This window comes from Listeria immobilis, from assembly GCF_014322765.1.
Classification (GTDB): domain Bacteria; phylum Bacillota; class Bacilli; order Lactobacillales; family Listeriaceae; genus Listeria; species Listeria immobilis.
In genome coordinates, this window is record NZ_JAASTZ010000006.1 from 1 (window position 1) to 14,656 (window position 14,656).

At 36.8% G+C, this 14,656-nt stretch carries 12 protein-coding genes; all 12 read right to left on the reverse strand.

The window, feature by feature from the left end; translation table 11 throughout:
* A partial coding sequence (locus HCJ50_RS05620) for a helix-turn-helix domain-containing protein (protein ID WP_185395638.1) occupies positions 1–323 on the reverse strand: 323 nt, incomplete at its 3' end.
* A gap of 87 nt (positions 324–410) precedes the next feature.
* Positions 411–743, reverse strand: coding sequence for a cytochrome aa3 quinol oxidase subunit IV (gene qoxD, locus HCJ50_RS05625; RefSeq protein WP_014091592.1), 333 nt, complete (start codon positions 741–743; stop codon positions 411–413).
* Position 744: 1 nt separating this feature from the next.
* Entirely contained in the window at positions 745–1,356 is a 612-nt protein-coding gene (gene qoxC / locus HCJ50_RS05630) for a cytochrome aa3 quinol oxidase subunit III (protein ID WP_185344328.1), read from the reverse strand.
* Positions 1,344–3,323 carry a cytochrome aa3 quinol oxidase subunit I gene (gene qoxB / locus HCJ50_RS05635; protein ID WP_185380432.1) on the reverse strand — a complete coding sequence of 660 codons (1,980 nt, stop codon included), beginning with the start codon at positions 3,321–3,323 and terminating at the stop codon, positions 1,344–1,346. The genes qoxC and qoxB overlap by 13 nt, the downstream gene beginning before the upstream one ends.
* Positions 3,324–3,340: 17 nt before the next feature.
* Positions 3,341–4,447 (reverse strand): cytochrome aa3 quinol oxidase subunit II, encoded by a 1,107-nt coding sequence (qoxA, locus tag HCJ50_RS05640; protein WP_185344324.1) that lies wholly within the window; start codon positions 4,445–4,447, stop codon positions 3,341–3,343.
* A 342-nt stretch (positions 4,448–4,789) separates the two neighbouring features.
* Positions 4,790–5,869, reverse strand: coding sequence for a phosphomevalonate kinase (locus HCJ50_RS05645; protein ID WP_185380431.1), 1,080 nt, complete (start codon positions 5,867–5,869; stop codon positions 4,790–4,792).
* Positions 5,850–6,821 (reverse strand): diphosphomevalonate decarboxylase, encoded by a 972-nt coding sequence (gene mvaD, locus HCJ50_RS05650; protein WP_185344320.1) that lies wholly within the window; start codon positions 6,819–6,821, stop codon positions 5,850–5,852. Before mvaD ends, HCJ50_RS05645 begins: the two co-directional genes overlap by 20 nt.
* Complete coding sequence (gene mvk, locus HCJ50_RS05655; RefSeq protein WP_185380492.1) at positions 6,778–7,746, reverse strand: mevalonate kinase; 969 nt, start codon at positions 7,744–7,746, stop codon at positions 6,778–6,780. The genes mvaD and mvk overlap by 44 nt, the downstream gene beginning before the upstream one ends.
* A 143-nt stretch (positions 7,747–7,889) precedes the next feature.
* Entirely contained in the window at positions 7,890–8,408 is a 519-nt protein-coding gene (gene speG / locus HCJ50_RS05660) for a spermidine N1-acetyltransferase (RefSeq protein ID WP_185344318.1), read from the reverse strand.
* Between the two features lie 15 nt (positions 8,409–8,423).
* Positions 8,424–9,938: a cardiolipin synthase gene (gene cls / locus HCJ50_RS05665; RefSeq protein WP_185380430.1), complete on the reverse strand. Its 1,515-nt coding sequence runs from the start codon at positions 9,936–9,938 to the stop codon at positions 8,424–8,426.
* Between the two features lie 132 nt (positions 9,939–10,070).
* Entirely contained in the window at positions 10,071–12,596 is a 2,526-nt protein-coding gene (gyrA, locus tag HCJ50_RS05670; protein WP_185344314.1) for a DNA gyrase subunit A, read from the reverse strand.
* 95 nt (positions 12,597–12,691) lie between these two features.
* On the reverse strand, positions 12,692–14,632 hold the full coding sequence (gyrB, locus tag HCJ50_RS05675) for a DNA topoisomerase (ATP-hydrolyzing) subunit B (protein WP_185344312.1): 1,941 nt from the start codon (positions 14,630–14,632) through the stop codon (positions 12,692–12,694).
* Positions 14,633–14,656: the final 24 nt, after the last annotated feature.

Genomic DNA, 14,656 nt, shown 5'->3' on the forward strand with positions numbered 1-14,656 from the left:
ATGCCTTCTCGCAGAAATTTTTGGTGCCAACTTTGAAGTAAATCCCCTGAAGGCAAACCATACTGCAAGGCAACATCTAGGTAAGAGTCACCGCTATTTAAGTAATAGTGTAGGATATTTTGCTTGAATTGGGAAGTGTAATGTTGTTTGGTTCTTCGCCTTTGTAATGCTTCAAACCCCCATGCCTCTACAATCTTCACCCATTTTCTAACCAGAGAAAAATGTGATATACCAAAGCGTTGAGCGAATGTGCCATAACCACCTTCGCCGTTTTGGTAAGCTTCCACTACTTTCCTCTTAAATCCATCATCATATTTAGCCAATTAAAATACGCCTCTAAAGTTAGATTTTTTGGTCTAACTTTAGGGGCGCACTACATGGACTTGGTTTTTTCCTCTTATTTAATTTTCCTACATTAAATGATTCATATGACCAATTTCCATTACCCAATAAGAACCAATAACAACGACAATTGCAATAAATGCTGCGAATAAAATATTTCCAATTTGAATTTTTCCATCGCGGCCTTCTGTCATATGCATGAACATTAGGAGCTGTAGAGCGGCCTGAATGAACGCAAAGATGAAAATGATTACTACCTTTACATTGGTGGTTAGTGTAGAGTAAAGAGCTACCCAGACAGCTAGTAGCGTTAAAATAATTGATAACGCAAAGCCAACAATGTGTTTCCACGGAATGCCACCTTCAGCATGAGCTGCATTTGATTTATTATTTTGCGCCATATTAATTCACCATCCCAAACAAGTAGACACCGGTGAAAATGAAAATCCACACAACATCAAGGAAATGCCAGTATAAACTGGAAATAAATACTTTTGATGCTGTTTTTGGCGTCAAACCATGCATTTTAATTTGAATTAAAATAAAACTAATCCAGAAAATCCCAACAGTTACGTGAAGTCCGTGTGTCCCTAGTAGAACGAAAAATGCTGACCAGTAAGAACCGATTTGCATTGTTACGCCTTCCGTTACATAGTGTGCAAATTCATAAAGTTCAAAACCAACAAAGCCTGCACCTAGAATCAGCGTAATAATTGAGTAAATCGTCAACATTTTCACATTGCCTTTACGCATCTCACCAATCGCGAGACCACAAGTAAAACTACTTGTTAAAAGTAAAAATGTCATAATTAATACTAACCACAGCTCAAACATTTCAGCTGGCGGATGACCCGCATTAGAACCAGCTTTTCTCATAACAAAGTAAGTAGCAAAAAGAGTGGCAAACAAAGCAATTTCGGCGCCAAGGAAAATCCAGAAACCAAGAATATTTAATCGACCTTGTTCTGACCTATATTCAATGGGCAGATTTTTATTTGTTTCTACAGATTCCATGGATTACCCTCCTTTACACCAGTCGCAAGTTCGCGCGCATTATGTTCTTCTGTTGCTTTAATTTCATCCACTTCAACGTGGTAACCATCATTATTTTGGAATGAACGATAAACCATACAACCTAAAATTCCAATCAGACCAATAATTGCTAACCAATACCAGTAGAATACTAAACCAAAGCCAGCAATGAAGAAGAAGACGGACATTACAAACCCGACCATTGTGTTGCTCGGCATATGAATTGGTTTATAATTTTTATCATTCACATATGGATCGCCTTTTTGTTTTCTATTCCAGAAATCATCCAAATCATTCCATTCTGGTAAAACAGCGAAGTTATATTTTGGCGGAACAGCAGAACTTGTAGCCCATTCAAGTGTACGTGCATTCCAAGGGTCACCAGTAACTTCTCGTTTCGAATTTTTATAACTGTAATAAATGTTATAACAAAGAACCAAGAATGCTACACCCATTAAGAAGCCACCGACTGTGGAAATAAAGTTAAGTGTTGTCCAGCCATCACCTTGTACGTAAGTGTAGATACGACGAGGCATACCATCAAGTCCTAGGAAATATTGCGGGAAGAAACAAACATTAAATCCAACAACGAAAATCCAGAAGAACCATTTACCAATTTTTTCATTTAATCTGTAACCGACCATTTTTGGATACCAGTATGTAAGCCCAGCAAAACAGGAGAACACGGTTCCAGCAATTAATACATAATGGAAATGCGAAACTAAGAAATACGTATTGTGATATTGATAGTCGGCCGCAGCCATCGCAAGCATAACCCCAGTTACCCCACCAACAACAAAGTTAGGGATAAAAGCAAGCGACCAAAGCATTGGGGTTGTGAAGGTTATTCGTCCTTTATACATCGTAAATAACCAGTTGAATATCTTAATCCCGGTTGGTATCGCAATCATCATCGTGGTAATAGAGAAGAAGGAGTTAACAAGCGCTCCTGATCCCATCGTGAAGAAGTGATGGACCCAAACCAGGAAACTTAGTAAAGAAATAACAGCCATCGCAGCAACCATCGCCGGATAACCAAATAGTTTTTTCCTGGAGAACGTAGAAATGATTTCGGAAAAAATACCAAATGCCGGTAAAATTACGATATACACTTCTGGATGCCCCCAAACCCAGAATAAATTGGCCCACATCATCGGGAGCCCTCCGTTCGTGAGTGTGAAGAATGCAGTCCCAAACAATCGGTCAAATGACATTAATGCAAGTGCCACTGTTAAAACTGGGAAAGCGAAAATAATAATTAAACTTGTAATTAATGAAGACCAAGTAAACATTGGCATTTTCATTAAAGTCATACCTTTTGTACGCATTCGTAAAATCGTAACGAAAAAGTTAATCCCCGTCATTAGTGTCCCAATACCCGCGATTTGAACCCCTAGAAGGTAGAAGTTAATTCCATATCCAGCACTAAAATCTGTGGCTAGTGGCGCATAGTTTGTCCAACCAGCGTCTGGCGAACCACCAATTACAAATGATAAGTTAAATAGCATCGCACCCATAAAGAATGTCCAAAAACTTAAGTTATTTAAAAACGGAAATGCCACATCACGTGCACCAATTTGAAGTGGTACTGCAATGTTCATAAGACCAATAATAAACGGCATTGCCATAAATAAAATCATAATAGTTCCGTGCGTAGAAAACACTTCATTGTAATGCTGTGCATCTAAAAATTTCATATCCGGTAAAGCGAGCTGGGTACGCATCATCAGCGCATCCACACCACCGCGGAAAAACATTAAAACCGCAGCAAGTAAATACATAATACCAATTTTTTTATGATCAACAGAGGAAATCCACTCTTTCATGAGCCATTTCCATTTTTTAGTGTAAGTTAGTAACACAACGATACCAACACTAGCAAGCACAATAGATATCTGTGCACCTAGGATCATCGGGTCGCCGGTTACGATAAACTCATTCCATTTCATGCCTTATGTCCCCCCTTTTAGTTCCCTGCGTCATCCGATTCTTTTTTATTGAATTCATTTGTTTGGATGTCTTCTTCCATTTTCTTCATTTCGTCCTCACGGTGTTTATCCTCGTGGTAACCCTCACCATTTTTAATAATTTGTGGCTCCATATCGTGGCGCTCAAATTGAGGATTAGTCACGGTAACAGGACGAACAGGTAGAAGCGGCTCATCAGAAATGGTTGATTTTGTATTTGGATTATGTGGATTTGTCATTTCATATCCAAAACGTTTATAAGCATAGAAAACGTACTCTGGATCAGCAGCAACATCAACAAATGCTAAATGCGTGCCAGAATAAGTTTTTTTCTTAGAGCTTTCAGGCATTAAAAGACGGTCATAGATGTCTTGTGTGATAACTGGTGAATTTGCTTTTGTTTCTTTTGCCCATTTTTTAAAGTCTGATTCAGATTGCGCCACTACATCAAAGCGCTGATCTGCAAAACCTTCACCATTGAAATTGGCATTACGCCCTTTGTATGTACCAACTTCATCCGCTTGTAAATATAAATTCATCGTCATTCCAGACATTGCATATTTTTGACCACCCAATTGAGGCACCCAAAAACTTGTCATTGTATCTGCGGAAGTTAATTTGAACAGTACTGGACGATCTGTTGGAATATTTACGTAGTTAACCGTTTCGATGGACTCATCTGGATAACTAAAAATCCATTTCCAGTCTGCACTTGTTGCATAAATAACAATTGGATCTTTATGCGAAGTCACTTTTGGCGCTTCTTCCCCTGCATAAATTGTTTTTACAGTCGGAATAGCCAGTGCAATAACGATAGCAACTGGAATTAATGTCCAAAAAATTTCCAGTTTTTTACTACCATGCATATCCGGCTCATAGTTTGAAATGTCTTTTCGTTCACGATATTTAACTAGCATAATCGTAAACAATACAAAAATCGTTAGTACAATAACCAGCATAAATATAATCGAATAAATAATTAAGTCCGACTGACCTTTTGCAACTGGTCCCTTTGGATTAAGTACTGTCAAATCGCCACAACCACTTATCAAGCCGGTAACCCCAAGCATTGCTGTGAGTAGCAAAGATTTAAGTAACTTTGACACTCGAATCCCCTCTTTTCCTTTTGATGTTTTCTAATGTGTATTTTTGCGCAAAAATACCATTCCTGGAGTGCTGAAAGAAGCTTTTTTACAACTCCTATGTAACTGAAAAAATGCTGTTATTTTATTGTTTCTTAAAAAAACTCACAAACTTTTTTAAAATTGGTTAGCATTTTTAGAATCACTATGTTCATACTCTAACTCATTATATCTGATTTAATACCTTAGTTCAAAAACTTGATATATTAAATATTTCACAAACTTTTATTCTATTCTCTATTCCCTTGATTGTGAAATTTAAAACAAAAAAACAGTAAACAAAATATCTTTGTCTACTGTCTTCATTTATTCCGTTATTTGCACTTTGCCTGTATGGAAAGGTAAATGCTTAATACCTAGTTTTTCCCAGTTATGAACGAGTTTTTCTGCTAATTCTGGTGTTTTTGAAAAAGCTATTCCGCAATCTCCGCCACCTGAACCAGAAGATTTTCCAGCTCCGCCATTTTTTTCAGCTGAATCGGCTAATTGTTCTAATAAGCTTGTTTCAATATTGACTCCTGCTTTTGTTCCCAAATCTTGAAGGATACGGCGATTTTCCTTTATAGCGGAATAAAGCAGTTCCTCATCTTTTGTATGAAAAGCTTGAATAATTTGTTTCATAATTTGGTTGTTTCTTGTTAAAAATTGCTGATAGTTTTTGTTATCTTCTTGTTTAAATGCATGAATTTGTGATACTAATTTTCCTGTGCTTACAGGTGTTCCAGTCCAACCAACTGAAAAAGTAGGTATTGGTTCTTCTAAAGTTTCAATTTCAAGAAGCGGCCAAGGTTCTTTCATAAACCATTCAAGTGATTTATAAGCTAACCGATGTTTCACCCATTCTTGATCAAAAGTTGTATAAGCAATCCATCCACCATACATACAGGAAGCAATATCACCACAAGAACCATTACCTTGAACAACTAAATGTGATAAGGCAGCTAATTTGAATTTTTTTAGCATGGATATTTCTGGGTGGAATTTTTTCATTAGTGCATTGATTACCGCCACGGTTGCTGCTGCACTTGAACCTAATCCATATTTAGCGCCTGACTTATCTATTAATTCTGTTTCAATCACCATTTTGACTGGTGTTAATTCTATTCCTTCTGATTTTAGAAAAGTAGTTGCAATATTGATGGCTTCCGCTGTAAAAGTCCAATGTTCTCCGTCTGGTTTAAGTTCCCCGCCAACTGGCCAAGAAACAGGATTTTCATAATGCGGAATCCATAATTCATTTCGCTCACTGTCCTCTAAAGTTAATGTTATATAACGATTAACAGCAGTCAAAATAGCCGTATGCCCCGATTCCACAACGGCATATTCGCCAGCAACATATAATTTTCCAGGTATTTTAACTTGTAGTTTAGTTTTCATCTGATACACCACTCGCTTCCTTACCGGCATGACAAATTAGAATGTTTTTGGCTAGTCCCGACAACTTTTCTGCAACGATTTTCTCATTTTGACGCTCACAAATAACCTTAACATTCGGCCCAGCATCCATAGTAAAATAGGCTGGTATACCTTCTGCTCGAAGTTCTCTAACAGCATCCATTACGTTAAGCGAAGACGGCTGAAAATAAGTGAATGGTGGTTCTGCTCCAAGTGTTGTCGCATGCATTTTCATCCCATTGCGCTCGGTAATTTCGCCTACTTTGATGAAGTCTTCGTCTAAAATAGCTTGTTTCATTTCTTTCAAATCTGTCTCAGCAGCGGCAACCCAATCATTAAAGAAAGGAGAAGTCTCAACAGTTAAGCGCATTCCGTCACGACTAGAAACTTTCTTCTCTTTGTCAGAAACTACAGCGATAACCATGGACATTTTATCACTTAATTTTTTTGTAAAAGGAACGGCAAAAGAATCACTACCATCTGCTAGTTCGCCTTTTTCCCAAATAACAAAATCGCCATAAACGGAGCGAGAAGCTGATCCAGAGCCGAAACGGGCTAATTTTGAAATATATTGTTGTGTGTCATTTCTGCCCGCAGCACTCGAACCAGCAAGCGCTAAAGCGGCAAATGCTGAAGCTGATGATGCAAGACCTGCTGCAGTTGGAACATGATTTTCAGAGGTTATCAATGCTTTTGCTGTCAAACCAAATTCTTCACGCATTTTATCAATAAAACGGGTTACTTTCGCGTCCGTTTTTTGTTCTCCATTTAAAATAAATCTATCTTGTTTTAAATTTTCGTCCCATTCTACTGTTGTTTTTGTATAAAATTTGTCTACAGTGAAGGATAAACTACTATTTGCAGGTAGAATCAGCTGTTCATCGCGTTTTCCCCAGTATTTAATTAGCGCCACATTCGTGTGTGCAATGGCTGTCGCTCTCATAACTACCTTCTCCTATCGTAAAAATCCATTCTTGTGCAGCACCAGCTTTATGAAGTGCTTTTGTTATTTTTTCAGCGATTTCTTGGTTTTTGGCTACAGCAATAATACAACCACCTCTGCCACCGCCAGTAAGTTTAGCTCCATCAGCTCCATTATTTCTAGCAACTTTAATTAAATTTTCTAAACTACTATCACTAACTGTTAAAGTCTCCAAATAATTTTGTGCTCGATTCATTGCATCACCAATTTTTATAGTATCCGCATTTCCTTCTAAATAAGTCTTTATTTCCCGGGAAATATTTCCGAGTGCACGAATTATTTGGCCAATCTCAGCTTGATTTTTTTGATATAGTTTCTGGACATCTGCAACAGCAGCTCTTGTTTCACTTGGAACTCCTGTATCAGCTACTACAAAGGTAATTTTTTTAGAAAAGTGCATAATTTCTAATTTTCTATCGCGTTCATACCAAACTGGCTTTTCACTAACAACAGTAATTGCATCTACACCACTTGCATTCCCGTGTGCAATTTTTTCCGCTGTGTTAACAATGGAAAGTAGTTTTTTACTTTCTAACTCTCTTTTGAAATATTTATATAGGCCACGTGCAATACTTGTTGCTACTGCTGCACTCGAACCTAAACCTCGACCAATTGGAACTCCCGAAGTCACATGAATAGATACATTTTCGCCTTGACCTATTTCTTTTAGAACATCCACAACTAGTGCTTTAATTCCCAATAAAAAATCAGGCATATCTTCTAAATCCCCTGAAAAAAATGCCGAAGAAAATTTAGTTTTTATAGAAGCTTCCACATTTGTAGTTACTACTGCTTGTGTAAATGGGACTGAAATCGCCGGTTCTCCGTATACAACTGCATGTTCTCCGCATAATATCATTTTAGCTGTCCCAATGCCTGTAGCCAATGTGCGCCAATCCTTTCTCCATCTAAATAATACTACTTTTAATACTTCATGATACCATAATTTTTTCACTAAAACCTTATTATAGAACTTTTTTAAAGCCAAAACAATGACTGGCACTAACTTTTCCAGTGCCAATCAATAATTTACTTATCCATTTCTTTATATTGGTGCTGAAACAGACACATCCGAATTGCATCATGGTAAGTTCCATCAACAAAAAATTCATCAATTAATTCGCCCTCACGAATAAAACCAACTTTTTCGTAAACATGAATTGCTTTTTCATTTACTTTATCGACAACTAAATATAATTTATGCATATTTAATACATAAAAAGCATATTTCATTGCAAGCTTTGTGGCGGATACTGCATAACCATGACCTTGAAACTTAGGATCAATAATAATTTGAAATTCCGTTCTTCGGTGAATATAATCAATTTCCATCAATTCGACTAATCCAACCATTTGACCATCTAATTCTAAAATAAAACGGCGCTCTGATTGATCGTGAATGTGCTTATCATATAGCTCTTGAAGTTCGACAAATGCTTCATATGGCTCTTCAAACCAGTAAGACATTATTTTCGCATCATTATTTAACCGATGAACAAATTTTAAATCTTCGCGTTCAAGCGGCCTAAGTTTTAAATCTCCACTCATTTTTCCACTCCTAAATTATAAAATTGGCGATAATAAACTGGAAAGCACTTCTTTTATTCGAGTTTTTAATGTTTTTTCTTCCATATCTTTCATTGTAAATAATCTACTATCATCAAAATCTTTCTTAAAATCACGTTTTAAATGATGAATTGCTTCACTTTCATCATATAAGAAAACCATTAATTCATGGTTTAATCTAAAACTCCGTACATCAAAATTGGCTGTTCCGACTGCTGCATGTGTTCCATCTACTAACATTGCTTTTGCATGAACAAAAGAGTCATCTTGATAAGCATACATTTTTGCCCCTGCTTCAATCATTGTTTTCACATATGCATTACTCCCGTGAAAAGATATTCCTCGATCACCTTTTCCTGGGATAATTACTCGTACATCAACACCACTCATTGCAACTCTACGAATAACTGCTAGCGACTCCTCGTCTGGTACAAAATAAGGCGATACTATCCAAACATATTCTTTTGCAGAGTCAATTAAATCAAGCATGGAATCACGAACCCATTTTTCTTTGTCATAAGGACCACCATAAATAACCTGAGCCCAATCATCTCCCATATCAACTGGTGAAAAATATTGCTTTAATCCTGTTTCACTAATAAATTTATCTGCTGCAGCTTTTTTATTTTCCATATAAACCCAGTCATTAAGGAAAGACTCTTGTAATTCAATAACTGCTTGTCCTGTAATTTTAATATGTGTATCACGCCAAACGCGAAAATCTGGTGTATTGGAGCGATATTCTTCTCCAATGTTAAGACCACCTGTAAAACCAATTTGTCCATCAATCACAACAATTTTTCGGTGATTTCTTAAATTCGCTGTCCGTACAATCCATGGTGAAGTAACTGGATCAAATGGATGTATCTCAACACCTGCATCTACTAAGGGTTTTAAAAAATCTTTTTTCAGTTTGCTTGAGCCCAGCCCATCAAACATAAACCGAACTTCAACGCCGGCTTTTGCTCTTTCTACTAAAATATCACGAATCTCTGTAGAAATCTCATCTGTTTTAAAAATATAGTATTGAATATGAATATGATCTTCTGCTTTTTTTAGTGCATCTAAAAGCACGGGAAAAGTTTCTTCACCATTTGTTAAGATTTCTATTTTATTTCCTTTGATTGGTTCAATAGATGTTAAATGTGCAATTCTTTTTGATAATCTCGGTAATTTCTCATCGATATTATTTGGAATTGCATGAATCGCTTCAATTAGTTTTTCTGTTTCTGTTATTTGAGCTGTGGTAAATATTCGTGTCGCAGGATTTCGACCAAATACTAGATAACTAATCGTTCCAAGCACTGGCAATACAAAAATAACAGCTATCCAAGCAACTTTTGAGCTAGTATTTCGTTGGTCAAATAACAACAATCTAATAGCAATAACAACCCCACACAATTGAATAAGTATACTCGAAATTAAAAATAGAGTAGCCGCTTGAGTAATTAAAAGATATTCCACTAATGTTAAAACAACTACTATAACAAGAAATTGAATCAGTTTGCGCATAGTTACAACTCTTCCTTTTTTAGACGTAATACAGATATTATACATAATTTATAATTAAATTGCGCTTTTAACCACTAAAAAAGCTGGAAAATCATTCTAATTCAAAAATTAGATTGTTTTCCAGCCTTATTTCTATTCTTCTATGTCACTTCCAGGAGCATCTTCAAAACTTTCATCAGGTACTTGTGTGATAAGTGTTTCGTCGATTTCTTCCTCATGTTCTAATTCTTCTTCTTTTGGTACTTTCGCTACAGTAGCAACTTTTTCATTTTCATCCAAACGAATTAGTTTTACGCCCATTGCGCTACGGCCAGTTTGTGATACGGTATCAATTTCAAAACGAATTAATACACCACTTACTGTCATCAGCATTAAATCTTCTTCACCTGTAACTGTCTTCATTGCTACAAGGTTTCCGTTTTTCTCTGTGATTGTAACGGTTTTAACACCCATACCACCACGATTACGAAGCGGATACTGAGAAGCTGGTGTTTGTTTTCCGTAACCTTTTTCAGTTACAACTAACACTTTTTCATTATCTTCTAGTACTTCCATACCGATAACTTCATCGTCTTCACGAAGTCTAATACCACGTACTCCGGCAGCTGTACGACCCATTACACGAATGTTTTCTTCTGAGAAATAGATTGATTGGCCATGTTTCGTTGCGATAATCATGTTTTTAGAGCCATCAGTCATTTGAACAGAAATCAATTCGTCATTTTCACGGAGTTCTACAGCACGCAGACCACTTTGACGAATTTTCGCAAATTGAGAAAGGGTTGTACGTTTCACGACACCATGTTTCGTTGTAAAGAAAAGGTAGCTATCATCTGTGAATTCAGATAGGTTAATAACTGCATTTACTTGTTCTTGACTTTCTATTCCAAGTAAGTTAATGATTGGAATACCTTTCGCTGTACGTCCATATTCAGGTACTTCATAACCTTTCGAACGGTAAACTTTCCCTGTATTTGTAAAGAATAGTAGTGTATCATGTGTGCTCGTTGCAACAAGATGTTCTACAAAATCATCTTCATGTGTAGACATACCTTGAATACCACGACCACCACGACGTTGACTACGATAAGTTGATAATGGTAAACGCTTGATATAACCACGTTTTGTCAAAGTAATCGCTACTTCTTCTTCTGGGATTAAATCTTCGTCTTCCAAGCTGACTAAATCTCCAGCTAAAATTTCTGTACGACGTTTATCCGCATATTTAAGTTTAATTTCTTCTAACTCTTCACGAATAATTTCAAGAATACGTTCATCATCAGCCAAAATAGCTTTTAAATCATTAATTAATGCTACTAAGTTTTGATATTCTTCTTCAATTTTTTCGCGTTCTAAACCAGTTAAACGTTGCAAACGCATATCTAAAATAGCTTGAGCTTGTTTATCTGAAAGCTTAAATTGTGTCATCAAACCTTCTTTTGCAATATCTGATGTTTTTGATCCACGAATTAATTTAATAATCGCATCAATGTTGTCAAGCGCAATTCGTAACCCTTCCAGGATATGAGCACGCGCTTCTGCTTTACGAAGTTCAAATTCCGTACGGCGACGTATAACTACTTTTTGATGTTCTAAATAATAATAAAGAATTTCTTTTAAATTCAGCACTTTTGGATGATTATCTACTAGTGCAAGCATATTAATCCCAAAAGTTGTTTGTAGTGCAGTCATTTTAAATAAATTATTGACGATAACACTAGCACTAATATCACGTCGAACTTCGATAGCAATACGCATTCCCGAACGGTCAGACTCGTCATTTAAAGATGTAATTCCATCAATTTTTTTCTCACGTGCAAGTTCTGCAATACGCTCAACTAGACGTGCTTTATTTACTTGATAGGGGATTTCTGTAATAACAATTGTTTCTTTACCATTTTTCTTTTCTTCAATATCCACACGACCACGAACTGTAATGGAACCACGTCCGCTTTCATAAGCTCGACGAATTCCGCTACGTCCCATAATCATTCCAGCAGTAGGGAAATCAGGTCCTGGAATATACTCCATTAATTCACGAATGCTTATATCTGGATCATTACTAAGTGCCAAAACACCGTCAATTACTTCACCAAGATGATGGGTAGGGATGTTTGTTGCCATACCAACTGCAATACCTGAAGATCCATTGACAAGTAAGTTTGGGAAACGTGCTGGTAAAATAATTGGCTCACGTTCTGAACCGTCATAGTTATCCGCATAGTCAATTGTATCTTTATTAATATCACGAAGTAGTTCCATTGAAATTTTAGACATCCGTGCTTCTGTATAACGCATTGCTGCTGCCATATCGCCATCGACCGAACCAAAGTTACCATGTCCGTCAACAAGCATATTCCGATAACTAAAATCTTGTGCCATCCGTACCATTGTAAAATAAACAGCTGTATCGCCGTGGGGGTGATACTTACCAATAACTTCCCCTACAATACGTGCTGATTTCTTATACGCTTTATCAGAAGTCATACCTAAGTCATTCATCGCATATAAAATACGACGATGAACTGGTTTTAATCCGTCACGAACATCTGGTAGAGCACGGGCAACAATTACACTCATCGCATAGTCTAAAAATGAAGTCCGCATTTCTTTATTTAAGTTTATCTCTGTTATTCGTTGATTTGGTGTTTCTGCCATTGTTAGAGAAACCTCCCTTTCAAAAGTAAGGCTGAAGCTAGTTCAAACCTTTTAAAAACAATCAATAACTAAATTTATTACCCGGGAAATATTTATTAAACATCCAAGTTTTTAACATATTGCGCATTTTCTTCAATGAACTTACGACGAGGTTCCACGCGGTCACCCATCAACATTTCAAAAGTTTCATCGGCATCAATAGCGTCTTTAATGTTTACCTGAAGCAATGTCCGATGCTCTGGATTCATTGTTGTATCCCAAAGTTGTTCTGGATTCATTTCTCCAAGACCTTTATAACGTTGAATGCTGAATTTAGTGTCTTTATCAAGCGATGCAAGATAATCTTCTAGCTGTCCATCACTATAGACATACTCCACTTGTTTACCATGTTTAATTTGATAAAGTGGTGGTTGAGCAATGTAAATATAACCAGCATCAAGAAGTGGACGCATATACCGATAAAATAATGTTAACAGCAATGTACGAATATGCGCACCATCAACATCAGCATCTGTCATAATAATTAGTTTGTGATAACGTGCTTTTGAAACATCAAAATCTCCACCAAAACCAGTACCCATAGCAGTAAAAATAGTTCGAATTTCTTCGTTAGCTAAAATACGGTCTAAACGTGCTTTTTCCACATTTAAAATCTTACCACGAATCGGCAAAATCGCTTGGAATAAACGATCACGACCTTGTTTAGCAGAACCACCGGCTGAGTCACCCTCAACAATGTAAAGTTCACTAATTTCAGGATTACGTGATGAACAATCTGCTAACTTACCAGGTAAACTAGAAATTTCAAGGCCACTACTTTTACGAGCAACTTCACGGGCACGCTTAGCAGCTAGACGCGCACGAGAAGCCACCACGCCTTTCTCAACGATTTTTCTAGCAACATCTGGGTTTTCCATCATAAATTTATTTAAAGCCTCAGAAAATAGCTTATCTGTGATAGAACGAGCTTCTGAATTTCCAAGTTTTGTTTTTGTTTGTCCTTCAAACTGTGGATCTGGATGTTTAATCGAAATAATTGCTGTTAGTCCTTCACGAACATCTTCACCTGAAAGATTATCATCACTATCTTTAAATACTTTATTACGACGTGCATAATCATTGATAACTCGAGTCAATGCTGTTTTAAAGCCAGATTCATGTGTTCCACCTTCATAGGTGTGAATATTGTTAGCAAATGAAATGATATTGCTTGAGAATCCAGTGTTATATTGCATTGAAATTTCAACCATAATGTCATCACGTTCACCTTCCAAATAAATAGGTGGCTCATGAATAACATCTTTTGCTTTATTTAAATGCTCGACGTATGAACGAATTCCGCCTTCATAATGAAATTCTTTACGAACTTTGTGTTCTTCACGTTTGTCCTCAATTGAAATAGTTAAACCACGATTTAGAAAAGCAAGTTCTCTAGTCCGCGTGCGAAGTGTATCAAAATCGAATTCCGTTGTTTCTGTGAAAATTTGTGGATCAGGAGTAAAATGCACTATTGTTCCACGGTAGTCTGTTTCACCTTGTTCTTCCATATCCATAGCAACATCACCACGTTCAAAACGTTGGTAATATTTTTGACCTTCACGGTGAACATATACTTCAAGCGATGTTGAAAGGGCATTAACTACTGATGCACCAACCCCGTGAAGCCCACCAGATACTTTATATCCGCCGCCACCAAATTTACCACCAGCGTGTAAAACTGTAAAAATAACTTCAACAGTTGGACGACCAATTTTTTCATTAATCCCAGTTGGAATTCCGCGTCCGTTATCGCGAACGGTAATGCTGTTATCAGCTTCAATAGTAATTTCAATTTCTGTACAAAAACCAGCAAGCGCTTCATCAATTGCATTATCTACAATTTCCCATACAAGGTGATGGAGTCCACGTTGACTAGTAGAACCAATGTACATACCAGGTCTTTTTCTAACAGCCTCTAAGCCTTCGAGTACTTGGATTTGATCTTCGTTATAATCTGAAGCATTTTCATGTACATTCGTAATATTTTCTTCTGACATTAATTATTCCACCGCACTTTCTTT